Origin of the sequence: Bacillus sp. RHFS10, assembly GCF_016757475.1 — a bacterium.
Classification (GTDB): domain Bacteria; phylum Bacillota; class Bacilli; order Bacillales; family Bacillaceae; genus Bacillus; species Bacillus subtilis_G.
Map to the genome: position 1 here is coordinate 203,319 of NZ_JAESPO010000001.1, position 26,941 is coordinate 230,259.

21 protein-coding genes and 1 other annotated feature are annotated in these 26,941 nt (G+C 44.6%); of the genes, 20 read left to right on the forward strand and 1 reads right to left on the reverse strand.

Annotated features, from left to right (window positions below; all coding sequences use genetic code 11):
- Positions 1 to 198 precede the first annotated feature (198 nt).
- Positions 199 to 446: a binding site (T-box leader), on the forward strand.
- Between the two features lie 121 nt (positions 447 to 567).
- The 13 genes from ilvB (at position 568) to yihA (ending at position 17,658) form a co-directional block, all read left to right on the forward strand.
- Positions 568 to 2,292 (forward strand): acetolactate synthase large subunit, encoded by a 1,725-nt coding sequence (gene ilvB / locus JMN17_RS00985; protein ID WP_202327016.1) that lies wholly within the window; start codon positions 568 to 570, stop codon positions 2,290 to 2,292.
- Entirely contained in the window at positions 2,289 to 2,807 is a 519-nt protein-coding gene (ilvN, locus tag JMN17_RS00990) for an acetolactate synthase small subunit (RefSeq protein WP_003222543.1), read from the forward strand. Before ilvB ends, ilvN begins: the two co-directional genes overlap by 4 nt.
- A gap of 23 nt (positions 2,808 to 2,830) precedes the next feature.
- A complete protein-coding gene (gene ilvC, locus JMN17_RS00995) occupies positions 2,831 to 3,859 on the forward strand; it encodes a ketol-acid reductoisomerase (protein WP_087992343.1) in 1,029 nt (342 codons plus the stop codon).
- Entirely contained in the window at positions 3,846 to 5,402 is a 1,557-nt protein-coding gene (locus JMN17_RS01000) for a 2-isopropylmalate synthase (RefSeq protein WP_087992342.1), read from the forward strand. Before ilvC ends, JMN17_RS01000 begins: the two co-directional genes overlap by 14 nt.
- A 20-nt stretch (positions 5,403 to 5,422) precedes the next feature.
- A complete protein-coding gene (gene leuB, locus JMN17_RS01005) occupies positions 5,423 to 6,520 on the forward strand; it encodes a 3-isopropylmalate dehydrogenase (protein ID WP_087992341.1) in 1,098 nt (365 codons plus the stop codon).
- Between the two features lie 50 nt (positions 6,521 to 6,570).
- Entirely contained in the window at positions 6,571 to 7,989 is a 1,419-nt protein-coding gene (gene leuC, locus JMN17_RS01010) for a 3-isopropylmalate dehydratase large subunit (RefSeq protein ID WP_202327017.1), read from the forward strand.
- 12 nt (positions 7,990 to 8,001) lie between these two features.
- Complete coding sequence (gene leuD, locus JMN17_RS01015) at positions 8,002 to 8,601, forward strand: 3-isopropylmalate dehydratase small subunit (RefSeq protein ID WP_087992339.1); 600 nt, start codon at positions 8,002 to 8,004, stop codon at positions 8,599 to 8,601.
- A 118-nt stretch (positions 8,602 to 8,719) separates the two neighbouring features.
- Entirely contained in the window at positions 8,720 to 9,724 is a 1,005-nt protein-coding gene (gene ddcA / locus JMN17_RS01020) for a DNA damage checkpoint antagonist DdcA (RefSeq protein WP_148962253.1), read from the forward strand.
- A gap of 226 nt (positions 9,725 to 9,950) precedes the next feature.
- Positions 9,951 to 11,225, forward strand: a complete 1,275-nt coding sequence (tig, locus tag JMN17_RS01025) for a trigger factor (RefSeq protein ID WP_087992337.1) — start codon at positions 9,951 to 9,953, stop codon at positions 11,223 to 11,225.
- A gap of 271 nt (positions 11,226 to 11,496) precedes the next feature.
- Complete coding sequence (clpX, locus tag JMN17_RS01030) at positions 11,497 to 12,759, forward strand: ATP-dependent protease ATP-binding subunit ClpX (protein WP_087992336.1); 1,263 nt, start codon at positions 11,497 to 11,499, stop codon at positions 12,757 to 12,759.
- Between the two features lie 152 nt (positions 12,760 to 12,911).
- Positions 12,912 to 14,570 carry an ATP-dependent protease LonB gene (lonB, locus tag JMN17_RS01035; RefSeq protein WP_087992335.1) on the forward strand — a complete coding sequence of 553 codons (1,659 nt, stop codon included), beginning with the start codon at positions 12,912 to 12,914 and terminating at the stop codon, positions 14,568 to 14,570.
- 179 nt (positions 14,571 to 14,749) lie between these two features.
- Positions 14,750 to 17,074 carry an endopeptidase La gene (lon, locus tag JMN17_RS01040; RefSeq protein WP_087992334.1) on the forward strand — a complete coding sequence of 775 codons (2,325 nt, stop codon included), beginning with the start codon at positions 14,750 to 14,752 and terminating at the stop codon, positions 17,072 to 17,074.
- On the forward strand, positions 17,071 to 17,658 hold the full coding sequence (gene yihA, locus JMN17_RS01045) for a ribosome biogenesis GTP-binding protein YihA/YsxC (protein WP_087992333.1): 588 nt from the start codon (positions 17,071 to 17,073) through the stop codon (positions 17,656 to 17,658). The genes lon and yihA overlap by 4 nt, the downstream gene beginning before the upstream one ends.
- A 26-nt stretch (positions 17,659 to 17,684) precedes the next feature.
- On the opposite strand, the gene JMN17_RS01050 is transcribed toward yihA, so the two are convergent.
- Positions 17,685 to 18,182, reverse strand: a complete 498-nt coding sequence (locus JMN17_RS01050; RefSeq protein WP_087992332.1) for a hypothetical protein — start codon at positions 18,180 to 18,182, stop codon at positions 17,685 to 17,687.
- 227 nt (positions 18,183 to 18,409) lie between these two features.
- Here JMN17_RS01050 and hemA point away from each other — a divergent pair, with 227 nt between their 5' ends.
- The 7 genes from hemA (at position 18,410) to JMN17_RS22045 (ending at position 26,921) form a co-directional block, all read left to right on the forward strand.
- Positions 18,410 to 19,777, forward strand: coding sequence for a glutamyl-tRNA reductase (gene hemA / locus JMN17_RS01055; protein WP_087992331.1), 1,368 nt, complete (start codon positions 18,410 to 18,412; stop codon positions 19,775 to 19,777).
- A gap of 7 nt (positions 19,778 to 19,784) precedes the next feature.
- Positions 19,785 to 20,615: a cytochrome c biogenesis protein gene (locus tag JMN17_RS01060; RefSeq protein ID WP_087992330.1), complete on the forward strand. Its 831-nt coding sequence runs from the start codon at positions 19,785 to 19,787 to the stop codon at positions 20,613 to 20,615.
- Positions 20,616 to 20,651: 36 nt separating this feature from the next.
- Positions 20,652 to 21,593: a hydroxymethylbilane synthase gene (gene hemC, locus JMN17_RS01065; RefSeq protein ID WP_087992329.1), complete on the forward strand. Its 942-nt coding sequence runs from the start codon at positions 20,652 to 20,654 to the stop codon at positions 21,591 to 21,593.
- The gene (gene hemD / locus JMN17_RS01070; RefSeq protein WP_202327019.1) at positions 21,583 to 22,371 is read left to right on the forward strand and encodes a uroporphyrinogen-III synthase; all 789 of its coding nucleotides are present in this window, start codon (positions 21,583 to 21,585) and stop codon (positions 22,369 to 22,371) included. Before hemC ends, hemD begins: the two co-directional genes overlap by 11 nt.
- Entirely contained in the window at positions 22,368 to 23,342 is a 975-nt protein-coding gene (gene hemB, locus JMN17_RS01075) for a porphobilinogen synthase (RefSeq protein WP_202327026.1), read from the forward strand. Before hemD ends, hemB begins: the two co-directional genes overlap by 4 nt.
- Before the next feature lie 29 nt (positions 23,343 to 23,371).
- Positions 23,372 to 24,664 carry a glutamate-1-semialdehyde 2,1-aminomutase gene (gene hemL, locus JMN17_RS01080; protein WP_087992326.1) on the forward strand — a complete coding sequence of 431 codons (1,293 nt, stop codon included), beginning with the start codon at positions 23,372 to 23,374 and terminating at the stop codon, positions 24,662 to 24,664.
- A 133-nt stretch (positions 24,665 to 24,797) separates the two neighbouring features.
- Complete coding sequence (locus JMN17_RS22045) at positions 24,798 to 26,921, forward strand: LysM peptidoglycan-binding domain-containing protein (RefSeq protein ID WP_202327027.1); 2,124 nt, start codon at positions 24,798 to 24,800, stop codon at positions 26,919 to 26,921.
- Positions 26,922 to 26,941: the final 20 nt, after the last annotated feature.

Consider the following 26,941-nt stretch of genomic DNA (forward strand, 5'->3'; position numbering starts at 1 on the left):
ACAATATAGATTGATTAATCAAAATTGTCTAATAATTTTAAAAAATGCTGTTGACACTGCGTCCAAAGCGGCGTAATATGAGTTCAACAAAAGATAAACGCAAGCTTCACAAGCGAAAATGATCGCAATGTGATGCTGAAAAATGAAAAAACAAACGACCTTCTTGAACAGCTGAAAAGCTGTTTCGGAGACTGAATATGAAAAGCGCAGATGAGGATAAGTAGCCTTGATAAAGCTTTCCACAGAGAACCGGGTTAGCTGAGAACCGGCAAAGCTTTACAAGGTGAACTCGCCTCAGAGTGCCAGTCTGAAACCATAGTAGGACTTGGCCGGGTGAACTTGATTCACTCGTTATTAAAGCGGATAGAAATATCCATGAGACGGCTGATTCAATAGGCCGTAAACAAGGGTGGTACCGCGGAAAGAAGAGCCTTTTCGCCCCTTTTAGCTATCGCATCACTGCGCGGCTGATTGTGGGTGGAAAGGCTCTTTTTATTGAATAGTCAGCTATCAAACTAATAAAACGATTGATCTTTAGAGGATGAAAATCCAAAAGGAGGAACTAAAATGGGGACTAATGTACAGGTGGATTCGGCGTCTGCCAAATGTACACAGACGATGAGCGGAGCATTAATGCTGATTGAATCATTGAAAAAAGAGAAAGTAGACATGATATTCGGTTATCCGGGCGGGGCTGTGCTTCCGATCTACGATAAGCTTTACAATTCAGGGTTGGTACATATCCTTCCCCGTCACGAACAAGGTGCGATCCATGCAGCGGAAGGATACGCAAGAGTCTCCGGAAAACCGGGTGTCGTCATTGCCACGTCAGGCCCGGGAGCGACAAACCTTGTTACAGGCCTGGCGGATGCCATGATTGATTCATTGCCATTAGTCGTCTTTACAGGGCAGGTAGCCACATCCGTTATCGGGAGTGATGCATTTCAGGAAGCGGACATTTTAGGAATTACCATGCCGGTGACAAAACACAGCTATCAGGTTCGCCAGCCGGAAGATCTGCCGCGTATCATTAAAGAAGCGTTCCATATTGCAACAACTGGAAGACCCGGACCTGTATTGATTGATATTCCGAAAGATGTAGCAACAATTGAAGGAGAATTCAGCTATGATCATGAGATGAATCTCCCGGGATACCAGCCGACTATCGAGCCGAATTATTTGCAGGTCCGCAAGCTTGTGGAAGCCGTAAGCGGCGCAAAGAAACCGGTGATCCTGGCGGGGGCGGGCGTACTGCACGGAAAAGCGTCAGAAGAATTAAAAAATTATGCAGAACAGCAGCAAATCCCAGTGGCACACACCCTTTTGGGGCTCGGAGGCTTCCCGGCTGATCACCCGCTTTTCTTGGGGATGGCGGGAATGCACGGAACGTATACAGCCAATATGGCCCTTCATGATTGTGATCTTTTAATCAGTATCGGTGCCCGTTTTGATGACCGCGTCACAGGAAACCTGAAGCACTTTGCAAAAAACGCAAAGATTGCCCACATCGATATTGATCCGGCTGAAATCGGAAAAATCATGAAAACACAGATTCCTGTAGTCGGAGACAGCAAAATTGTCCTGCAGGAGCTGATCAAACAAGACGGCAGACAAAGCGATTCAGGCGAATGGAAAAAACAGCTCGCCGAATGGAAAGAAGAGTACCCGCTCTGGTATGTAGATAATGAAGAAGAAGGCTTTAAACCACAGAAATTAATTGAATATATTCATCAATTTACAAATGGCGAGGCTATAGTCGCAACGGATGTCGGCCAGCATCAAATGTGGTCAGCGCAATTCTATCCGTTCCAAAAAGCAGATAAATGGGTCACATCAGGCGGACTTGGAACGATGGGATTCGGCCTTCCGGCAGCGATTGGCGCACAGCTGGCGGATAAAGATGCTACTGTAGTGGCGGTTCTCGGGGACGGCGGTTTTCAAATGACGCTCCAAGAACTCGATGTCATTCGCGAATTGAATCTTCCGGTCAAAGTCATCATTTTAAATAACGCTTGTCTCGGAATGGTCAGACAGTGGCAGGAAATTTTCTATGAAGAACGCTATTCAGAATCTAAATTTGCTTCTCAGCCTGACTTCGTCAAATTGTCAGAAGCATACGGCATTAAAGGCATCAGAATTTCATCGGATGCGGAAGCGAAAGAAAAGCTGGAAGAGGCATTAAGATCAAAAGAGCCGGTTGTCATTGACGTGCGGGTTGCCAGAGAAGAAAAAGTATTCCCGATGGTGGCTCCGGGGAAAGGGCTGCATGAAATGGTGGGGGTGAAACCTTGAAAAGAATTATCACTTTGACTGTGGTGAATCGTTCCGGCGTATTAAACCGGATCACCGGTCTATTTACAAAAAGACATTACAACATTGAAAGTATTACAGTTGGCCACACAGAAACAACCGGCGTTTCCAGAATCACCTTTGTCGTTCACGTAGAAGGAGAAAATGATGTTGAACAGCTGACAAAACAGCTCAACAAACAGATTGATGTCCTGAAAGTCACAGACATCACGAATCAATCGATTGTCCAGAGGGAGCTGGCCTTAATCAAGGTCGTTTCCGCACCGTCAACGAGATCAGAGATTAATGGAATTATAGAACCGTTCAGAGCCTCTGTCGTTGATGTCAGCAGAGACAGCATCGTTGTTCAGGTGACAGGCGAATCTAACAAAATTGAAGCGCTTATTGAATTGTTAAAACCTTATGGCATTAAAGAAATCGCGAGAACAGGTACAACGGCTTTTGCGAGGGGAACCCAGCAGAAGGCGTCATCCAATAAAACAATATCTATTGTATAAAACATAACAAGGGAGAGATTGAAATGGTAAAAGTATATTATAACGGTGATATCAAAGAAAACGTATTGAGTGGGAGAACAGTAGCGGTTATCGGGTACGGTTCGCAGGGTCACGCGCATGCCCTGAACCTTAAAGAAAGCGGAGTTGACGTGATCGTCGGTGTTAGACAAGGGAAATCTTTCACGCAAGCTCAAGAAGACGGACATAAAGTATTTTCAGTAAAAGAAGCGGCAGCCCAAGCTGAAATCATCATGGTTCTGCTTCCGGATGAACAGCAGCAAAAAGTATACGAAGCTGAAATCAAAGATGAATTGACAGCTGGAAAATCATTGGTGTTCGCTCACGGATTTAACGTTCATTTCCATCAAATTGTTCCTCCTGCGGATGTAGATGTATTCTTGGTAGCGCCTAAAGGTCCGGGACACTTGGTAAGAAGAACATATGAGCAAGGAGCTGGCGTGCCGGCATTGTTCGCGATTTACCAAGATGTGACTGGAGAAGCAAGAGACAAAGCCCTTGCGTATGCAAAAGGAATCGGCGGCGCTAGAGCGGGCGTTTTGGAAACGACATTTAAAGAAGAAACAGAAACAGATTTGTTCGGTGAGCAAGCAGTTCTTTGCGGAGGATTAAGCGCGCTTGTAAAAGCTGGATTTGAAACATTAACTGAAGCAGGTTACCAGCCTGAACTTGCGTACTTCGAGTGTCTGCACGAGTTGAAATTAATCGTAGACCTTATGTACGAAGAAGGACTTGAAGGCATGAGATATTCAATCTCTGACACAGCACAGTGGGGAGATTTCGTATCAGGGCCGCGCGTTGTGGACGCTAAAGTAAAAGAATCTATGAAAGAAGTATTAAAAGATATCCAAAACGGGACATTCGCAAAAGAGTGGATCGTCGAAAACCAAGTAAACCGTCCTCGTTTCAACGCGATCAATGCGAGCGAAAACGAACATCAAATTGAAGTGGTGGGAAGAAAGCTTCGTGAAATGATGCCGTTTGTGAAACAAGGCAAGAAGAAGGAAGCGGTGGTCTCCGTTGCGCAAAATTAATTTTTTCGACACGACGCTTCGTGATGGTGAACAGTCCCCTGGCGTGAACTTAAATACACAGGAGAAACTTGCCATAGCAAAGCAGCTCGAAAGACTCGGGGCAGATATCATTGAAGCGGGGTTTCCCGCTTCGTCCCGAGGTGACTTTTTAGCTGTTCAGGAAATTGCAAGAACCATTAAAAATTGTTCAGTGACTGGTCTTGCCCGTTGTGTAAAAGGTGATATTGATGCTGCTTGGGAAGCGTTAAAGGACGGTGCTTACCCGAGAGTTCACGTATTTATCGCCACATCGGACATTCACTTGAAACACAAGCTGAAAATGACTCGTGAGCAAGTCATCGAAAGAGCGGTTGAAATGGTGAAATACGCAAAAGAGCGTTTTCCGGTTGTGCAATGGTCAGCTGAAGATGCCTGCCGGACTGAACTGCCGTTTTTAGCGGAAATCGTCGAGAAAGTCATTGACGCAGGCGCCAGTGTTATCAATCTTCCAGATACGGTTGGCTACCTGGCTCCAGCGGAATACGGAAATATCTTTAAATATATGAAGGAAAACGTTTCGAACATTCATCAAGCAAAGCTTTCAGCCCACTGTCATGATGATTTGGGGATGGCAGTCGCAAACTCTCTTGCTGCGATTGAAAATGGCGCTGATCAAATCGAATGCGCTGTGAATGGGATCGGTGAAAGAGCCGGAAACGCGGCATTAGAGGAGATTGCCGTTGCCCTCCATGTCAGAAAAGATTTCTATCAAGTTGAAACAGGCATTACATTGAACGAGATTAAGCGAACAAGCGATTTAGTAAGCAAGCTGACAGGTATGGCTGTTCCGCGCAATAAAGCGGTTGTGGGCGATAATGCATTTGCTCATGAATCAGGCATCCATCAGGACGGCTTCTTAAAAGAAAAATCGACTTATGAAATTATTTCACCGGAGCTTGTCGGTGTAACAGCTGATGCGCTTGTCCTGGGTAAACATTCCGGACGCCACGCATTTAAAGACCGGCTGACTGCTTTAGGATTCCAATTTGATAGTGAAGAGATTAATAAATTCTTTGCGATGTTCAAAGAGTTGACTGAGAAGAAAAAAGAAATCACTGATGAGGATCTTGTTTCTCTTATTTTAGAAGAAAAAGTAACAGACCGCAAGATTGGGTATGAATTTCTTTCCTTACAAGTGCATTACGGAACAAGCCAGGTGCCTACGGCTACACTTTCTTTGAAAAATCAAGAAAACGCAGAGCTTATTCAGGAAGCGGCAACTGGAGCAGGAAGCGTGGAAGCGATCTACAACACGCTTGAGCGCTGCATCGATAAAGACGTGGAGCTCTTGGACTACCGCATTCAGTCCAATCGAAAAGGCGAAGACGCATTTGCCCAGGTGTATGTAAGAGTTTTATTGAACGGAAAAGAATCAGCAGGGCGGGGCATAGCGCAAGACGTATTAGAAGCTTCAGCGAAAGCCTATTTGAACGCAGTCAACCGTCAATTGGTTTTCCAGTCGAATATGAGCGGACTTAAAAACCATACAGCTGTCGGGTCATAAAAGAAAGGAGAACGGTTAACTTGAAGAAACGTATTGCTCTATTGCCCGGAGACGGGATCGGCCCTGAGGTATTAGAATCAGCGACAGACGTACTGAAAAGTGTTGCCGAACGCTTTAAACATGATTTTGAATTTGAATATGGCCTGATCGGAGGGGCGGCGATTGATGAACATAACAACCCCCTCCCGGAGGAAACCGTTTCGGCTTGTAAAAATGCGGACGCTATATTGCTTGGCGCTGTGGGCGGACCGAAATGGGATCAAAATCCTTCGGAGCTGAGACCGGAAAAAGGGCTGCTCAGCATCAGAAAACAGCTAGATTTGTTTGCGAATTTGCGGCCTGTGAAGGTGTTCGAAAGCCTTTCTGACGCTTCACCTTTGAAAAAAGAATATATTGATAACGTTGATTTCGTTATCGTCCGTGAGCTGACAGGCGGCTTGTATTTCGGCCAGCCGAGCAAACGCTATGTAAACACTGAAGGTGAGCAGGAAGCTGTAGACACACTGTTTTATAAGCGGACGGAAATTGAGCGCGTGATCAGAGAGGGCTTTAAAATGGCGGCGGCCAGAAAAGGCAAAGTGACCTCTGTTGATAAAGCGAACGTTCTTGAATCAAGCAGGCTGTGGCGTGAAGTGGCAGAGGACGTTGCAAAAGACTTTCCTGATGTGAAGCTGGAGCACATGCTTGTGGATAACGCGGCCATGCAGCTGATTTATGCACCGAATCAATTTGATGTCGTGGTGACTGAAAACATGTTCGGCGATATTTTAAGCGATGAAGCGTCCATGCTTACAGGCTCACTCGGAATGCTCCCGTCAGCCAGCCTGTCAAGTTCAGGTCTTCATCTGTTTGAGCCTGTTCATGGTTCCGCGCCTGACATAGCCGGTAAAGGGATGGCAAATCCGTTCGCGGCCATATTGTCAGCGGCAATGCTTTTGAGGACATCTTTCGGGCTTGAAGAGGAAGCGAAAGCTGTAGAAGATGCGGTTAATAAAGTCTTGGCTTCCGGAAAAAGAACAAGAGACTTGGCACGAGGCGAAGAGTTCAGCAGCACTCAGGCCATTACAAAGGAAGTTAAGACATTAATTATGAGTGAAAATACAATTTCTAATGTGTGACAGCTTACGTTAAGCGGTCTTAGTTCATAGGTAGAGGGAGGAAATAAAAGATGATGCCTCGAACAATCATCGAAAAGATTTGGGATCAGCATATTGTCAAACATGGTGAGGGGAAACCTGATCTTCTCTATATTGATTTGCATCTTATTCATGAGGTGACGTCTCCTCAGGCATTTGAAGGGTTGAGACAAAAGGGAAGAAAGGTCAGAAGACCCGAAAACACATTTGCGACAATGGACCACAACATTCCGACCGTCAATCGTTTTGAGATAAAGGATGAAGTGGCGAAACGCCAAGTGACGGCGCTTGAACGAAACTGTGAAGAATTTGGCGTGCGCCTTGCCGATCTTCACAGTGTGGATCAAGGGATTGTCCATGTCGTCGGTCCTGAACTGGGCTTAACGCTTCCGGGGAAAACGATCGTATGCGGCGACAGCCATACATCAACCCATGGCGCATTCGGCGCCCTTGCATTCGGGATCGGGACAAGTGAAGTTGAGCATGTCCTTTCCACACAGACACTTTGGCAGCAGCGTCCGAAAACACTTGAAGTGCGCGTAGACGGAACGCTTCAAAAAGGGGTAACGGCAAAGGATGTCATTCTTGCTGTCATTGGTAAATACGGGGTGAAATTCGGCACTGGCTACGTCATTGAATACACTGGGGAAGTATTCAGAAATATGACGATGGATGAACGAATGACCGTGTGTAACATGTCAATTGAAGCAGGGGCAAGAGCAGGGTTGATTGCACCTGACGAAGTGACATTCGAATATTGCCAAAACCGCAAATACACGCCAAAAGGCGAAGAATTTGACAAGGCCGTAGAGGAATGGAAGGCGCTGCGCACAGATTCTGGCGCTGTTTACGATAAATCTATCGTCTTTGACGGCAACGAAATTTCTCCTATGGTGACATGGGGCATCAACCCGGGAATGGTTCTTCCTGTCGATTCTGAAGTTCCTGCGCCGGAAAGCTTTTCCGCAGAAGATGACAAAAAAGAAGCGATTCGTGCTTATGAATATATGGGGCTGACCCCCCATCAGAATATTGAAGACATCAAAGTGGATCACGTATTTATCGGTTCCTGCACAAATTCCCGCATGACTGACCTTCGCCAGGCTGCTGATATGATCAAAGGGAAGAAGGTAGCTGACAGCGTAAGAGCCATCGTTGTTCCCGGATCTCAAAGCGTAAAGCTTCAGGCTGAAAAAGAAGGGCTTGACCAGATTTTCTTGGAAGCTGGATTTGAATGGAGAGAGTCAGGCTGCAGTATGTGTTTAAGCATGAATAATGACGTTGTTCCTGAGGGAGAGCGCTGTGCGTCAACCTCTAACCGCAACTTCGAGGGCAGACAAGGAAAAGGTGCAAGAACACATCTCGTCAGCCCGGCAATGGCTGCGATGGCTGCCATTCACGGACACTTCGTTGATGTCAGAAAGTTTTATCAGGAAAAAACAGTTGTGTAAGGAGTGCGCGAGATGGAACCTTTGAAAACACATACGGGGAAAGCGGCCGTATTAAATCGAATCAATGTTGACACAGACCAGATTATTCCTAAGCAATTTTTGAAGAGAATTGAAAGAACAGGCTACGGCCGATTTGCATTCTTTGATTGGAGATATGATGCGAAAGGTGAACCGAACCCTGAATTTGAATTAAACCAGCCTGCTTATCAAGGGGCTTCCATTTTAATAGCAGGAGAAAACTTCGGGTGCGGTTCATCACGTGAACACGCTCCATGGGCGCTTGATGACTATGGGTTTAAAATCATTATCGCGCCGTCATTTGCTGATATTTTCCACCAGAACTGCTTTAAAAACGGTATGCTGCCGATTCGTATGCCATATGACAATTGGAGAACGCTTGTCGGTCAGTATGAAAACCAGTCATTGCAAATGACTGTTGACCTTGAAAATCAGCTTATTCGTGATAGTGAAGGCAATCAAATTTCATTCGAAGTTGATCCGCATTGGAAAGAGATGCTCATCAACGGCTATGATGAAATTTCATTAACGCTTTTGCTGGAAGATGAAATCAAGCAGTTTGAATCACAAAGAAGCTCTTGGCTTCAAGCCTGAAAAAGCTGCCGGCATTTGTCCGGCGGCTTTTTTAGCCTGGCGAAACCTTTCATTCCTTGTTTTTGTTCGCAGGTGTTGATACACTTGAACAAAATAAATGCCTGAAAGGAATATAGGTATGACGCATGACAAGAAAAACGCAAAAATTATTCCTTTTCCTCATCTGAAAGACCGTCTTGTGGAAAAAGGGATGTCATCACTGAAGGAAAAAAAGTATCAAGAAGCGCTTGATCTGTTTTCAGAAGCGATGAAATATGATGATACTGAATCCGATCTTCACTTAGGGATGGCCATCTGCTTTTTAGAGCTGGGCGAATTGGAAGAGGCAGAAAGCGTATGCGAGAAGATGCTAAAAGAAGGTTACGGCCATTATTTTACGGTTTTACAGGTGTACATGACCATCTTAATTCAGCTCAAAAAATACGAAGAAGTCAAAAGCACGATTGAAGCTGTTTTGGAAGAAAACCAGCTGCCTGCGGAAAGTGCCGAACAATTTTATAAGCTGCTTGATTTCAGCCGTAAAATGACCGATCCGGAACGTGAAGACGAGGCTTGGGCCGAGGAATATGAGGATACAATTGACACGGAGAAAGTGCTGGCAAGCCCTGAGGAGCAAATGAATTTAATTCATTCTTTAAAAGACCGGAATGTAGCGAAGTATACAGGTCTGCTCAAAACAATCCTTCAAGACCCCTCAGCTCACCCGAATATCAAAACGATGATCGTCATGCTGTTGGCTGAGCATGAGTATAGCAAACCCGTGCACATTACTAAATTTGGCGAGTCGCTGACAATTGAACCGTCTGAGATTGTCCCGCCTGATGCCGCACCGATTTTACACCGTGTTCTTCGGGTGCTGGATGAGACACTTGGAAATGAAAATCCAACCTTATATGCGGCAGTTGAAGAACTGTGGAGAAGACATTTATATGTTTTATATCCGTTCCAGCCGAAATTGCTTTCGGCAGACCTTTGGGCGGCTGCCCTGCATAAAGTCGGTTACGAGATGCATGGGATTGAAATTGAAAGAGAAGAACTTCATATGATGTATGAGTTTACCGACAGAGAACTCGATGAAGCGTGCACGATGATAAAAGATATTGAAGAAATTTCTTATTTGTAAATCGCGCCATATAGTTGAAAGCGGTATGTGTTATGTTATAATATAATGGTTGTATTTGTGTATAACGGGTTATAAGAAATACGGTTGGACAGGCTTTGAGTTCATTATTAACATCTATACATAATGATTCTGATCTTTGGCAGCTTTGTTTTTGTTGGACGAAGCCGAATGATTGCTTTAGAATGGAAGACCGACACAACCTGAATAGATTTTTGGAGGGAAACACATGTCTGTAAAATGGGAAAAACAAGAAGGCAACGAAGGCGTTTTAACGGTTGAAGTTGATGCTGAAACGTTTAAAACAGCACTTGATGATGCATTTAAAAAAGTAGTAAAACAAGTTTCAATTCCTGGATTCCGTAAAGGAAAAATTCCTCGCGGATTATTCGAACAGCGCTTTGGCGTAGAAGCTCTTTACCAAGATGCTTTGGATATTCTTCTTCCTGTAGAATACCCTAAAGCGGTTGAAGAAGCTGGAATCGAGCCTGTAGACCGTCCTGAAATCGATGTTGAAAAAATCGAAAAAGGCGAAAGCTTAATCTTCACAGCGAAAGTAACAGTGAAACCTGAAGTGAAGCTTGGCGAATACAAAGGCTTAGGCGTTGAAAAAGACGATGCAACTGTAACTGATGAAGATGTTCAAAATGAACTAAAAGCGCTTCAAGAGCGTCAAGCGGAGCTTGTTGTAAAAGAAGAAGGCGCTGTTGAAGAAGGAAACACAGTTGTTCTTGATTTCGAAGGTTTCGTTGACGGCGAAGCGTTCGAAGGTGGAAAAGCAGAAAACTACTCTCTTGAAGTAGGTTCTGGTTCATTCATCCCTGGCTTCGAAGAGCAGGTAGTCGGCCTTGAAGCAGGCGCTGAGAAGGATGTTGAAGTGACATTCCCTGAAGAGTATCACGCTGAAGAGCTTGCTGGCAAACCAGCTGTGTTCAAAGTGAAAATTCACGAAATCAAAGCGAAAGAGCTTCCTGAGCTTGACGATGAATTCGCAAAAGATATCGATGAAGAAGTGGAAACACTTGCTGAATTAACTGAAAAAACAAAGAAACGTTTAGAAGAAGCGAAAGAAAACGAAGCTGACGCTAAATTGCGTGAAGAGCTTGTTCTGAAAGCTTCTGAGAATGCTGAAATCGATGTACCGCAAGCAATGGTCGACACTGAGCTTGACCGCATGCTGAAGGAATTTGAACAGCGTCTGCAAATGCAAGGCATGAACCTTGAGCTTTACACTCAATTCTCTGGCCAAGATGAAGCTGCGTTAAAAGAGCAAATGAAAGAAGATGCTGAAAAACGCGTTAAATCTAACCTGACTCTTGAGGGGATTGCGAAAGCGGAAAACCTTGAAGTATCAGATGAGGAAGTTGATGCTGAGCTTTCTAAAATGGCTGAAGCATACAACATGCCTGTTGAAAATATTAAACAAGCCATCGGTTCTACTGACGCGATGAAAGAAGATTTAAAAGTTCGCAAAGCAATTGATTTTCTTGTAGAAAACCGTTAATATGGTGCATAATAATAGTAATAATAAAACAGGGCGCGAATCATTCGTGCCTTGTTTTGTACAATTATGATATATCTCTTTTTCTTGGGGCAAGATAGTTAATGCAGGGCTGTTTTTTGTCATACATATAGAATGTGCAAGTCAGAAACACATTGTTACCGTCTTTTTGGAAAGTATGGTAAAATGCAATACATACTCGTTCGTTTCAAGAATCATTTTCTTTTGCTCTGCCGGTAAAAGAAAAAGTGAGACAAGATTAAGGGGTGAAAGAATGTTTAAATTTAACGAGGAAAAAGGACAATTAAAATGCTCGTTTTGTGGAAAAACACAAGATCAGGTTCGTAAGCTTGTAGCCGGACCTGGTGTATATATATGTGACGAATGTATCGAACTCTGCACTGAAATTGTGGAGGAAGAACTCGGAACTGAAGAAGAAGTAGAATTTAAAGACGTACCGAAGCCTCAGGAAATTCGCGAAATTCTGAATGAATATGTCATCGGACAGGATCAAGCGAAGAAATCACTCGCTGTTGCTGTGTATAACCACTATAAGCGCATTAACTCCAACAGTAAAGTTGATGATGTTGAGCTTTCAAAAAGTAATATTTCATTAATCGGTCCTACAGGAAGCGGTAAAACCCTTCTGGCGCAAACATTGGCCCGCATTTTAAATGTGCCGTTTGCGATTGCGGACGCTACGTCTTTGACTGAAGCTGGATATGTGGGTGAAGATGTAGAGAATATTCTCTTGAAGCTCATCCAAGCTGCTGATTATGATGTAGAAAAAGCCGAAAAGGGCATTATTTATATTGATGAAATCGATAAAGTGGCAAGAAAATCAGAAAACCCGTCTATTACACGTGACGTGTCAGGTGAAGGAGTACAGCAGGCATTGCTTAAAATTCTTGAGGGTACAGTGGCAAGCGTGCCGCCTCAAGGAGGACGTAAGCACCCTCATCAAGAATTCATTCAAATTGACACAACAAACATTTTGTTCATTTGCGGCGGTGCTTTCGATGGTATCGAGCAAATCATCAAACGCCGTTTAGGTCAAAAAGTGATTGGATTCGGTGGGGACAATAAAGCTGCTGATCTTGAGAAAGAAGATCTTCTTTCAAAAGTGCTTCCTGAAGACTTGCTCCGCTTCGGGTTAATTCCTGAATTTATCGGACGTCTTCCGGTTATTGCGAGCCTTGAAAAGCTTGACGAAGAAGCATTGGTTGCGATTTTAACAAAACCGAAAAATGCTCTTGTTAAGCAATTCAAGAAAATGCTTGAGCTTGACAATGTTGAGCTTGAGTTTGAAGAAGGAGCGCTTTCTGAAATTGCTAAAAAAGCAATTGAACGTAAGACTGGAGCGCGCGGACTCCGTTCTATCATTGAGGGCATCATGCTTGATGTGATGTTTGATCTGCCTTCTCGTGATGACATTGAAAAATGTGTGATTACCGGGGCAACTGTGACACACGGAGAGCTTCCCCGCCTCTTATTAAAAGACGGCACTGAGGTAAGCCAAGATAAAACATCTGCATAAAGATAAGCACAAACCTCCTGAGTGGTGACATTCAGGAGGTTTTTTGTCGTGCAAACTCTTCCGGAAAAACGTTTATTCCCGTCTTCTGTGGGAGATACTAGCATTCAGAGGAATGAATTGGATACATAAATTGTTTTTCAGGAGGGACCATCATGAGTTGGACAGGGATCGCGTTATTTATTCAGCTGTTTTTTGGGATCATCATCGGTTTGTATTTTTGGAATTTGCTTAAAAATCAAAGGACACAAAAGGTCACGATAGATAAGGAATCGAAGAAGGAAATGGAGCAGCTTCGGAAAATGCGTGCCATCAGCTTGTCCGAGCCATTATCTGAAAAGGTCCGCCCCAAAAGCTTTCAAGATATCGTTGGGCAGGAAGACGGCATTAAAGCATTAAAGGCCGCTTTGTGCGGGCCCAATCCTCAGCATGTCATTGTCTATGGGCCTCCGGGCGTCGGAAAAACAGCTGCTGCACGGCTTGTGTTAGAAGAAGCGAAAAAACATAAACAATCGCCGTTTAAAGAGCAGGCTGTATTTGTGGAACTCGATGCGACAACAGCTCGTTTTGATGAAAGAGGAATTGCCGATCCGCTCATCGGCTCTGTCCATGATCCCATATACCAAGGGGCAGGAGCGATGGGACAGGCGGGAATTCCGCAGCCGAAGCAGGGTGCTGTTACCCATGCCCATGGCGGTGTGCTGTTTATTGATGAAATAGGTGAGTTGCATCCTATTCAAATGAATAAAATGCTGAAGGTGCTTGAGGACAGAAAAGTCTTTTTAGACAGCGCGTATTACAGCGAGGAAAACACACAAATCCCGAATCATATTCACGACATTTTTCAAAATGGGCTGCCGGCTGATTTTCGCCTGATTGGCGCAACGACAAGAATGCCGAACGAAATTCCGCCAGCTATCCGATCCCGCTGTTTAGAGGTATTTTTCCGTGAGCTTGAAAAGGATGAATTGAAAACAGTTGCCAAAACGGCAGCGGATAAAATTGAAAAAAACATTTCTGCTGAAGGTTTGGATCTGCTGACCAGCTTTACGCGAAACGGGCGGGAAGCCGTTAACATGATTCAAATCGCGGCGGGAATGGCGGTAACGGAGAATCGGAAAGACATTACGATTGAGGATATTGAATGGGTCATTCATTCCAGCCAGCTTATTCCGAAGCACGAACAGAAAATCGGCGCTGAACCGCAAGTCGGCATCGTAAATGGGCTTGCAGTATACGGACCTAATAGCGGATCGCTGCTGGAAATCGAAGTGAGTGTAAGCCCGGCTCAGGACAAAGGATCCATTAATATCACAGGAATAGCTGAAGAAGAGAGTATCGGCAGCCAATCAAAATCAATCCGGCGAAAAAGCATGGCAAAGGGGTCGGTTGAAAACGTGTTAACCGTCCTCCGGACAATGGGAATGAAGCCGTCTGATTATGATATACACGTTAATTTCCCAGGAGGGATTCCGATTGACGGGCCGTCGGCAGGCATCGCCATGGCAGCGGGAATTTTCTCGGCGATTCACAAAATCCCAATTGACAATACTGTTGCCATGACGGGCGAAATCAGCCTGAATGGTCTTGTAAAACCCATTGGGGGCGTGATTCCGAAAATAAAAGCAGCTAAGCAATCCGGTGCGAAAAAAGTGATCATCCCGTATGAAAATCAGCAGACGATCCTAAAGCAGATTGACGGAATCACAATTATTGCAGTGAAGACGTTCCAGGAAGTGCTTGATGAAATTTTAGTGAATCCGCCAACAGAACAAAAACCGTTTAATATGCAAATCAATAAAGAATCCGTCTGACCCTATTTTTAAAATAGGGTTTTTTCTATGAAGGACATCTTTTCCTTTTTCATATCGGAAAGAAAGGGTATACTACGAGGAGACTGTATTATAGAAAATAGAATCATGCCGTTTATTGTACAAGGATGAAAAAGTTGTATTATAATGGTTCATACTAAAGTCACGGAGGTGTCAGTCATATGGCAGAAGAATTAAAACGCAGCATCCCGCTCCTCCCTTTAAGAGGTTTATTAGTGTACCCGACGATGGTTTTACACTTAGATGTAGGACGTGACAAGTCGGTTCAAGCCCTTGAACAGGCAATGATGCATGATCATATGATATTTTTAGCCACTCAGCAGGATATTTCGATAGACGAACCGGGTGAAGACGAGATTTTCACTGTCGGCACCTATACAAAAATTAAGCAAATGCTGAAGCTTCCGAACGGTACGATTCGTGTGTTGGTTGAGGGCCTCAAACGCGCTCAAATCGTCAAATACAATGAGTATGAGGATTACACGTCGGTCGACATTCAGCTGATTCATGAAGATGAATCAAAAGATACAGAAGACGAAGCATTGATGCGGACTTTGTTAGACCACTTTGATCAGTACATAAAAATTTCTAAAAAAATCTCTGCCGAAACATACGCCGCGGTTACAGATATCGAAGAGCCAGGGAGAATGGCAGACATCGTTGCTTCTCACCTGCCCCTTAAACTAAAGGATAAGCAGGATATTTTAGAAACGTCTGACGTCAAAGACAGACTGAACAAGGTTATTGATTTTATTAATAATGAAAAAGAAGTGCTGGAGATCGAGAAAAAAATCGGCCAGCGCGTTAAACGTTCGATGGAGCGTACGCAAAAGGAATACTACTTGCGTGAGCAAATGAAAGCAATCCAAAAAGAGCTTGGCGATAAAGAAGGCAAAACAGGCGAAGTACAAACGCTGACGGAAAAAATCGAAGAAGCTGGCATGCCTGACCATGTGAAGGAAACCGCGCTAAAGGAATTGAACAGATACGAAAAAATTCCGTCAAGTTCCGCGGAAAGCTCTGTGATCCGCAATTATATCGACTGGCTGATCGCTCTCCCGTGGACGGATGAGACAGATGATAAGCTTGATCTGAAAGAGGCAGGGCGCCTCTTGGACGAAGAGCATCACGGACTAGAAAAAGTGAAAGAGCGTATCTTAGAATATTTGGCTGTCCAGAAGCTGACAAAATCCCTAAAAGGCCCGATTCTCTGCTTGGCAGGACCTCCAGGTGTCGGGAAAACGTCCTTAGCGAAATCCATTGCAAAAAGCTTGGAGCGGAAATTTGTCAGAGTTTCACTCGGCGGAGTGCGTGACGAATCAGAGATCCGCGGACACAGACGAACTTATGTCGGAGCAATGCCTGGACGCATTATTCAAGGAATGAAAAAAGCAGGCAAGCTGAATCCGGTCTTCTTATTAGACGAGATTGACAAAATGTCATCTGATTTCAGAGGCGACCCGTCATCTGCTATGCTTGAAGTGCTTGATCCAGAGCAAAACAGCACCTTCAGTGATCACTATATTGAAGAAACCTTTGATTTATCAAAAGTGCTGTTTATCGCAACGGCAAACAATTTGGCGACGATTCCGGGTCCGCTCAGAGACAGAATGGAAATTATTAATATTGCAGGTTACACAGAAGTAGAAAAACTCGAAATCGTGAAAGACCACCTGCTTCCGAAGCAGATCAAGGAACACGGGCTTAAGAAAAGCAACCTGCAGCTACGTGATCAGGCGATTCTCGATATCATCCGCTACTATACGAGAGAAGCGGGTGTGAGAAGCCTTGAACGCCAGCTTGCCGCGATTTGCCGTAAGGCCGCAAGAACCATTGTTGCTGAAGAGCGAAAACGGATTACGGTTACTGAGAAGAACCTTCAGGACTTTATCGGAAAGCGCATTTTCAGATATGGACAAGCTGAAACAGAAGATCAAATAGGTGTAGTTACAGGGCTTGCTTATACAACCGTCGGCGGAGATACGCTGTCGATTGAAGTATCGCTCTCTCCGGGTAAAGGGAAATTGATCCTGACAGGAAAGCTCGGAGATGTCATGAGAGAGTCAGCTCAGGCTGCATTCAGCTATGTGCGTTCAAAAACAGAAGAACTTGGCATTGAACCTGACTTTCATGAGAAGTATGATATTCATATACATGTACCTGAGGGTGCGGTGCCTAAAGATGGTCCGTCAGCCGGGATTACGATGGCGACAGCTCTTGTTTCTGCTTTAACTGGACGGGCAGTTTCACGTGAAGTCGGCATGACTGGGGAAATCACGCTTCGCGGACGCGTGCTTCCAATCGGCGGATTAAAGGAAAAAGCGCTCGGCGCGCATAGAGCGGGATTAACGACCATTATTGCGCCTAAAGAGAATGAAAAAGATATAGAGGATATTCCGGAAAGCGTCAGAGAGGGCCTGACATTTATATTGGCGTCCCACTTAGACGAAGTTTTGGAACATGCCTTAGTAGGAGAGAAGAAATGAAAGTCACAAAGTCAGAAATCGTGATCAGTGCGGTTAAGCCGGAACAGTACCCTGGAGGGGGACTTCCGGAAATTGCACTGGCCGGAAGATCGAACGTGGGAAAATCGTCATTTATCAATTCGTTAATCAATCGCAAAAATCTTGCGAGAACATCATCAAAACCGGGAAAAACACAAACGTTGAATTTTTATATTATCAATGATGTTTTGCATTTTGTGGATGTACCGGGTTACGGTTTTGCCAAAGTGTCAAAGTCTGAGCGTGAAGCTTGGGGCAGAATGATTGAAACTTATATTACGTCACGCGAGGAATTGAAAGCAGTGGTGCAGATCGTTGATTTGCGGCATGCGCCGTCTAATGATGATGTGCAGATGTATGAATTCTTAAAGTATTATGGCATCCCTGTTATTATTATCGCTACAAAGGCGGATAAGATTCCGAAAGGAAAATGGGACAAACACGCAAAAGTTGTCCGCCAGACATTAAATATTGATCCCGAAGATGAGCTGATTCTCTACTCCTCAGAAACGAAAAAGGGGAAAGACGAGGCTTGGGGAGCGATCAAAAAAATGATAAACCGGTAGAGAGTTTTCTCTGCCGGTTTTTTGTTTTATCGCATAGATTTTTTTCGTTTTATCAATAATAACAATAAACTGATTCCAATAAAGACAAACGGCCAATACTCTTTCAGAAGCGCTGTCGGAATATGCGCAGACTCAAGCCACGCCATAATGTGTTTGAAAAAGTACAAAAACAGGGAAAAACAAATCATTGATACAGCTTCATATACATATTCTTTTTTCTGAACGGCTGAAACGAAGAGCGAGAAGCCGATCATAAATAGAAGCATTTCAAAATCATCCGGCCACCATACCCATTTCGGCTTGGCGAAAAAGTGCAAACCGATCCCCAAAAGAAGCAAACCGATAAAAAAATGGGGTGTAACGGCTTCTTTTTTTCCTTGATATATAAAGGCTGCGCCTAACAGCATGAGGAGAACAGGCCATTGATCCTGCCCTGAAAACAGTTCGGCTTGGCCGCTTTCAAGCCATGCATATACAGAAGCGGCAAGCAGCAGACAAGGGAATAAAATTGATTTTTGTTTCATGCATATCACCTTCTTATTTTTAGAGCTGATGTGTAGTAAATTTCTGCTGTTTTTGGTATTGTCAATAGGAATGCTTATTGCACGTGAAGCTTTTTCTAATATAGCATAAGAATTTTAAAATCTGTTCACATTTTGCGAAAGAAACTATGTTATAATTATTATAAATAATGAATTCTATGTTAGAATGATTATAAATAAAGATTGGGTGTTGGGGGTGTAATTAAGCTATGCATATACTTGTTGTGGGAGTAGATTATAAATCCGCCCCTATTGAGATACGTGAAAAAGTAAGCTTTCAGCAGGAAGAGCTGGCAGAAGCGATGGTGCAGCTGAAAGCGGAGAAAAGCATTCTTGAAAACATCATTGTCTCAACCTGCAACCGCACTGAAATTTATGCGGTCGTCGACCAGCTCCATACCGGCCGTTATTATATAAAGAAGTTTTTAGCTGACTGGTTTCAATTAAGCAAAGAAGACCTTTCACCGTTTTTAAGGTTTTACGAAAGCGATGCGGCTGTTGAGCATTTGTTCCGTGTAGTCTGCGGATTGGATTCTATGGTTATCGGTGAAACGCAAATTCTCGGCCAGGTGCGCGACAGCTTTAAAACAGCTCAGCAAGAAAAAACGATCGGCACGATTTTTAATGAGTTGTTTAAGCAGGCGGTTACAGTGGGTAAACGGACTCACGCCGAAACAGACATTGGCTCTAATGCAGTGTCTGTTAGCTATGCGGCCGTTGAGCTTGCGAAAAAAATCTTCGGAAACCTTTCAAGCAGGCACATATTGATTCTTGGTGCAGGAAAAATGGGCGAGCTTGCTGCGGAAAACTTGCACGGACAGGGAATTGGCAAGGTAACTGTCATTAACCGAACGTACTTGAAAGCAAAGGAGCTTGCAGACCGTTTCTCTGGTGAGGCGAGAAGCTTAAATCAGCTTGAAAGCGCGCTGGCGGAGGCCGATATTTTAATCAGTTCAACCGGTGCAAGTGATTTTGTCGTGTCCAAAGAGATGATGGAAAATGCGAATAAGTTTCGTAAGGGGCGTCCGCTGTTTATGGTGGACATTGCCGTTCCTAGAGATCTTGATCCGGCGCTGAATGATCTAGAAGGTGTTTTCCTTTATGATATCGACGATCTGGAAGGCATTGTAGAGGCGAACATGAAAGAGCGCAGAGAAACCGCTGAAAAAGTTGAACTGTTAATTGAAGAAACCATTGTAGAGTTTAAACAATGGCTGAATACACTTGGTGTCGTTCCGGTTATTTCCGCATTGCGCGAAAAGGCGCTTGCCATCCAGTCAGAAACGATGGACAGCATCGAGCGGAAGCTGCCTCACTTGAGTACGAGAGAGAAAAAACTGTTGAACAAACATACCAAAAGTATCATTAACCAAATGCTCCGAGATCCGATCTTAAAGGTGAAAGAGCTTGCGGCAGATGCTGATTCTGAAGAAAAGCTGGCCTTGTTTATGCAGATTTTTGACATTGAGGAAGCTGCGGGCCGTCAAATGCTGAATACTGTTGAAAGCAGCCAAAAGGTCCATTCTTTTAAAAAGGCTGAATCAAAAGCGGGCTTTGCCCCACTTGTAAGTGAGTGAAAGCTGAATGATTGATACTGCAATGGCAAGACTTAATGAGGGGACAATCGTCATTTACGCATTAAGTGTACTCTTTTATTTTATAGATTTTCTTCAACACAACCGGAAGGCTGGAAAAATGGCCTTCTGGTTGCTTTCTATTGTCTGGACTCTGCAAACTGTGTATTTGGCCTACTTTATGTGGGTGACGGGGCGGTTTCCGGTATTAAATGTGACGGAGGCGCTTTATTTTTATGCCTGGGTTCTTGTCACGCTGTCACTTGTACTGACAAAGCTTTTACGAGTTGACTTTATTGTGTTTTTCACAAATGTAATAGGATTTTCTATGATCGCCATTCACACATTTTCACCGACAGAGCAGCAGTCAGCCGCTTTTTCCGGGCAGCTTGTATCCGAGCTATTGGTGATTCATATTACAATGGCGATTCTTTCATACGGCGCTTTTTCCCTTTCGTTCGTTTTTTCAGTGTTATATCTGTTTCAATATCGTCTGCTGAAAAAGAAAAAATGGGGGAAATGGCTGTTGAGAATAGAAGATTTGTCTAAGCTTGATTATATGGCGTATGTTCTGAATGTCATCGGGGTCCCGATGCTGTTGCTGAGTTTGATTCTCGGCGTCATTTGGGCGTATGTCTCACTAGAAACGCTGTATTGGTTCGACGCCAAAGTACTTGGTTCGTTTGTCGTCCTGCTGCTGTACAGCTATTATCTTTATATCAGGCTGATTAAAGAGCTGCAAGGAAAGGTCGCTGCACTGTGGAATACGGCTTGTTTTCTTGTGCTGATGATCAATTATTTCCTGCTTGGAAGCCTGTCGCAATTCCATTGGTTCAGTTAAATGATGTCCCAAGCAGATTCGGGAGGAAAGAAAAATATGAGAACGATTAAAGTAGGTTCCAGACGGAGCAAACTCGCTATGACTCAAACCAAATGGGTCATTCAAAAACTGAAGGAAATCAATCCTTCATTTGCTTTTGAAATTAAAGAAATTGTGACAAAGGGCGACCGAATCGTCGATGTTACACTATCAAAAGTGGGCGGAAAAGGGCTGTTTGTCAAAGAGATTGAACAAGCGCTTTTAAACGAAGAGATTGATATGGCGGTACACAGCATGAAGGACATGCCTGCTGTTTTGCCTGAAGGCCTTGTGATCGGCTGTATTCCTGAACGAGAAGACCCTCGTGATGCCCTTATTTCAAAGAATCGCGTAAAGCTTTCAGAAATGAAGGAAGGCGCTGTCATCGGCACGAGCAGTTTAAGAAGAAGCGCGCAGCTTTTGATTGAGCGTCCTGACATTACAATTAAATGGATTAGAGGTAATATAGATACGAGACTTCAAAAGCTGGAAACTGAGGATTATGATGCGATTATATTAGCCGCTGCCGGACTTTCCAGAATGGGCTGGAAGCAAGATGTTGTAACCGAATTCCTCGAGCCTGGACGCTGCTTGCCTGCAGTGGGCCAGGGGGCACTGGCGATTGAGTGCCGAGAAACGGATGACGAACTATTGGCATTGTTTTCACAGTTTACAGATGAATATACAAAACGGACTGTGTTGGCGGAACGTGCTTATTTAAACGCGTTGGAGGGCGGCTGCCAGGTTCCGATCGCAGGCTACTCCGTCTTAAACGAGCAGGATGAAATTGAATTGACAGGTCTTGTTGCTTCTCCGGACGGCAAAATCATTTATAAAGAAACCGTTACAGGAAACGATCCGGAAGAAGTCGGAAAACGCTGTGCCGCTCTTATGGCTGCCAAAGGAGCCAAAGAATTAATTGATCGTGTAAAACAGGAGCTTGATGAGGATGAAAAATGATTTTCCGCTGAAGGGAAAAACAGTGCTAGTCACCCGGAATAAGGCGCAGGCAAAATCGTTTCAGCAAAAAGTGGAGGCACTTGGCGGAAAAGCGGTTTTGACCTCTTTAATTACGTTTCGCCGCGCTTTGCCAAACGATGTTGCGAAACAGGTGAAAGAGGATCTTGCCGCGCCTGGCTGGCTTGTTTTTACAAGCGTGAACGGAGCGGACTTCTTTTTTTCTTACCTAAAGGAAAATCAGCTTATTCTTCCTGCGCATAAAAAAATTGCGGCAGTCGGTGAAAAAACGGCCCGCCGGTTGGAAACGCATAACGTATCGGTTGATGTGATGCCTAAGGATTATATCGCTGAACAATTGGCAGAGACCCTTAAGCAGCACGCTGAACCCGAGGAACGGATTACTGTGATTAAAGGTAATTTGTCACGTGATGTGGTGAAAAAAGAGCTTATCCCGCTTGGTTTTGAAGTGAAGGAATGGGTTGTCTACGAAACGATTCCGGATGAAGAAGGCATCAAGGCACTGAAAGAGGCTGCGAGTCAATACTCATTTGATTATGTGACTTTTACGAGTTCATCAACCGTACATACGTTTATGCATGTCTTAAAAGAAGAATTGAAAAAGTGGCAGATGAACAGGACGGCCTGTATCAGCATCGGACCTTTAACAAGGGACGCCCTGATGACGTACGGCATCACATCGCATACGCCTGATACATTTACAATAGATGGCATGCTTGAGTTAATGTGCAGCATGTCAAGAGAGGAAGAGAGAATATGAGTCAATCATTTAACAGGCACCGCCGCCTGCGGTCTTCAAAAGCAATGAGAGAGATGGTAAAGGAAACACGCTTGCATCCATCCGATTTTATTTATCCGATTTTTGTCGTTGAAGGGCTCGAAGGTGAAAAAGCTGTTCCGTCAATGCCTGATGTTTACCATGTATCATTGGATGTATTGAAGGATGAAGTGGCAGAGCTGGTCAAACTGGGCATCCAATCTGTTATCGTGTTCGGCATCCCAGAAGAAAAAGATGATTGCGGTACACAAGCGTACCATGATCACGGCATCGTCCAAGAAGCCATCACAGAAATTAAAAAACACTTCCCTGAGATGGTTGTTGTCGCTGATACATGCTTATGTGAATATACAGATCACGGCCATTGCGGACTTGTCAAAGACGGGGTCATCCTCAATGATGAATCGCTGGAACTTTTGGCGCAGACAGCTGTCAGTCAAGCGAAAGCAGGTGCGGATATCATTGCGCCGTCAAACATGATGGACGGATTTGTTACGGTTATCAGAGAAGCGCTTGATAAAGAAGGGTTTGTCAATATTCCGATTATGTCTTACGCCGTGAAATATTCAAGTGAGTTTTACGGCCCGTTCCGTGATGCAGCAAACAGCACGCCGCAATTTGGAGACCGCAAAACATATCAGATGGATCCTGCCAATCGTATGGAAGCCCTTCGCGAAGCACAATCAGATGTCGAGGAAGGCGCGGACTTTTTGATTGTCAAACCTTCGCTTTCATATATGGATATCATGCGTGATGTGAAAAATGAATTTACTTTGCCGCTCGTCGCTTATAATGTAAGCGGAGAGTATTCAATGGTGAAGGCTGCAGCGCAGCACGGCTGGATCAAAGAAAAAGAAATTGTGTTAGAAATTTTAACAAGCATGAAGCGTGCAGGCGCCGATCTGATTATTACGTATCATGCGAAAGACGCAGCGAAATGGCTTGCGGAGTAATTTTATTCAGTTGACAGGAGTTGAGGCAGATGAGAAGCTATGAAAAATCTAAAGCGGCTTTTAAAGAAGCGCAAAAACTCATGCCGGGCGGTGTGAACAGTCCTGTTCGCGCATTTAAATCGGTAGACATGGACCCGATTTTTATGGAGCGCGGAAAAGGCTCAAAAATCTTCGATATTGACGGAAATGAATATATTGATTACGTTTTGTCATGGGGGCCTTTAATTTTAGGCCATACAAATGACCGCGTCGTAGAGAGCCTCAAAAAAGTGGCTGAATACGGGACAAGCTTCGGTGCTCCGACTGAAGTTGAAAATGAACTGGCAAAGCTCGTTATTGATCGTGTGCCATCTGTAGAAATTGTGCGAATGGTCAGCTCCGGAACGGAGGCCACAATGAGCGCTCTCCGTTTGGCAAGAGGCTATACGGGCCGCAACAAGATTGTGAAATTTGAGGGCTGCTACCACGGACACGGCGATTCCCTCTTGATTAAAGCGGGTTCAGGAGTGGCCACTCTCGGTCTGCCTGACAGCCCTGGTGTGCCTGAAGGCATTGCGAAAAACACCGTTACTGTCCCGTACAATGATTTAGAAAGTGTAAAGCTTGCTTTCCAGCAATTCGGTGAAGACATTGCAGGTGTTATCGTTGAGCCGGTTGCCGGAAATATGGGAGTTGTTCCGCCGCAAGAAGGTTTCCTGCAGGGTCTGCGTGATATCACTGAGGAATATGGTTCCCTGCTGATTTTTGATGAAGTGATGACAGGCTTCCGGGTTGATTATAACTGTGCTCAAGGTTATTTTGGGGTAACGCCTGATCTGACTTGTTTAGGAAAAGTGATCGGGGGCGGGCTTCCTGTCGGCGCTTATGGCGGCAAGGCTGAAATCATGGAGCAGATCGCTCCGAGCGGTCCGATTTATCAGGCCGGCACATTGTCAGGCAACCCGCTTGCGATGACGGCTGGCTTAGAAACATTGAAGCAGCTGACACCTGAATCCTACAAGAATTTCATCAAAAAAGGCGACAGGCTGGAAGAAGGCATTTCTAAAGCCGCCGAGGCTCATGGCATTCCGCATACCTTTAACCGCGCAGGTTCAATGATCGGTTTCTTCTTTACAAACGAACCTGTTATCAATTATGAAACAGCCAAATCATCTGATTTGAAGCTGTTTGCTAACTATTATAAAGGGATGGCAAATGCAGGTGTATTTCTTCCGCCTTCACAATTTGAAGGTCTTTTCCTCTCAACGGCCCATACTGGTGAAGATATTGAAAAAACAATCGAGGCAGCTGAGAAAGTATTCGCTGAGATCAGCCGCGGATAAGAGTGAAAATCGGTATCAAGGACATCCTTGTACCGGTTTTTTTCTGTGCTCGCCCACTCATATTTCCCCCAGTTCATACATACACCTTTAGTGACATCTAATTTTAAGGATTAGATGAAAGGAGGATATGAACTTGCCGCAAAATCATCGATTGCAATTTTCTGTAGAAGAATCGATCTATTTCCAAAAAGGACAGGAAGTTTCTGAACTGCTTTCTATTTCATTAGATCCTGACATTAGGGTTCAGGAAGTCAATGATTATGTATCAATCAGAGGATCGCTTGAACTTACAGGTGAGTACAACATAGATCAAAACAAACATACCGAAGAGTTTTATACCGATAAGCGGTTTGTTGAAGAAGTCAGAAAGAGAGAGGATGGGAGCGCGGAACTGACTCACTGTTTTCCTGTGGATATTACCATTCCTAAAAATAAAGTGAGCCATTTACAGGATGTCTTCGTCTTTATTGACGCATTTGACTATCAATTAACGGATTCGCGCATTTTAACGATTCAGGCTGATTTAGCGATCGAAGGGCTTTTGGATGATACGGCAGATAAAGAGCCGGAGATTCCTCTATATGAAGCTCCTGCGGCATTCAGGGAGGAAGAGCTTTCTGAACCGCCGATTCAAAGTGTATTAGAAACGGATGCACCTCCGACAGGGGAAGCAGTTGTAAAGGATGAACCGCTAGCCGAACCGCCAGAACTTTTTGTCTCGAAAGCGGGGCTCCGTGAAGAGCTGGAAACAGAAAAAGCAGAATCTGCACCGACGGAATCAGTTGCTTTAGAACCAGAGGCGCGAGAAGTTGTGAAAGGGAAAGACGATCCAGAGCTTGCAGTGCCGGAAGCAGCGACTCGTGCGGAATTGGAAACAGAAGAAGCTGAGCCAGAATCTGATGCATCGGGAAAAGAGGTTCAAGAGAGTGTTAATGCCAAAAAAGAAACGCCAGAGCCAGCAGCTGCAATAGCAGATGTTCGTGAAGAAGCGGTCTCTCCAGCGGAGGCTCAGCTTCGTGAAAATTCTGGAGCGGAAGAATCACCGGCTTTGCAAGCTGAGCAACATAAAGAGACTGTGATTGCTGAGGAAAAAGCAGAAACACCAGTGGCTCCTATTCTTGAATATGCGTTGCGTCAAGAGGCTCAAAATGAAATAGCAGACCAACCGGAGCACGCTGAGCCCGCACTCCGTCAAGAACCGGAAGAAGCAGACCAACCGGAGCACGCTGAGCCCGCACTCCGTCAAGAACCGGAAGAAGCAGATCAAGCGGAGTACGCTGAGCCCGCACTTCGTCAAGAACCGGAAGAAGCAGATCAAGCGGAGTACGCTGAGCCCGCACTTCGTCAAGAACCGGAAGAAGCAGACCAACCGGAGTACACTGAACCTGAACTTCGTCAAGAAACGGAAAAAGCAGATCAAGCGGAGCACGACGAGTCTGCACTTCGTCAAGAACCGGAAGAAGCAGACCAAGCGGAGCACGCTGAGCCCGCACTTCGTCAAGAAACGGAAAAAGCAGACCAAGCGGAGCATGCTGAGCCCGCACTTCGTCAAGAAACGGAAAAAGCAGATCAAGCGGAGTACACTGAACCTGCACTTCGTCAAGAAACGGAAAAAGCTCCGGAGGCTGTGTCTGAGACCGTTCTGTCCATAGAAGAAAGCAGAACAAAGGAACCAGCGTCAGCTGCATATGTGGAGAATGACGAATCCGTTTTACACCTTCATTTCAATCAAAAAGCCAGCTCGGAGGAGACACCTCGAGAAGAGCTTACACCAGTATACCGTACCTTCCTGTCCGAACAAGAAGAGGAAGATTCTTTTTATTCAGCGCCAAAACTGCTGGAAAAGGAAGAACAAGAGGAAGAAAGCTTTGAAATTGAAGTGAGAAAAACACCTCCGGCTGAAGAGCCTGAGAAAGAAACACCTTTTCATTCCTTCCAGCTGCCTGAGACCTCTGAGACAGAAAGGAAGGAAGCGGATGATGTTCCTAAAGTTGCTCCTGCTGCTAAAACAAAGGAACCTCAAACAAAGGAAAGTGATAATTCTCTTTATTTAACAAAACTCTTTACGAGAGAAGAGGATGAGTTTTCGAGAATGAAAATATGCATTGTTCAGCAGGAAGATACGATCGAACGTTTATGCGAACGGTATGAAATTACTTCCCAGCAGCTGATCAGAATGAATTCATTAGCCTTGGACGATGAATTGAAAGCAGGACAGATCCTCTATATTCCGCAATATAACAACAGCCATGCGTAAGCCGTAAGCGATCGGAAAAT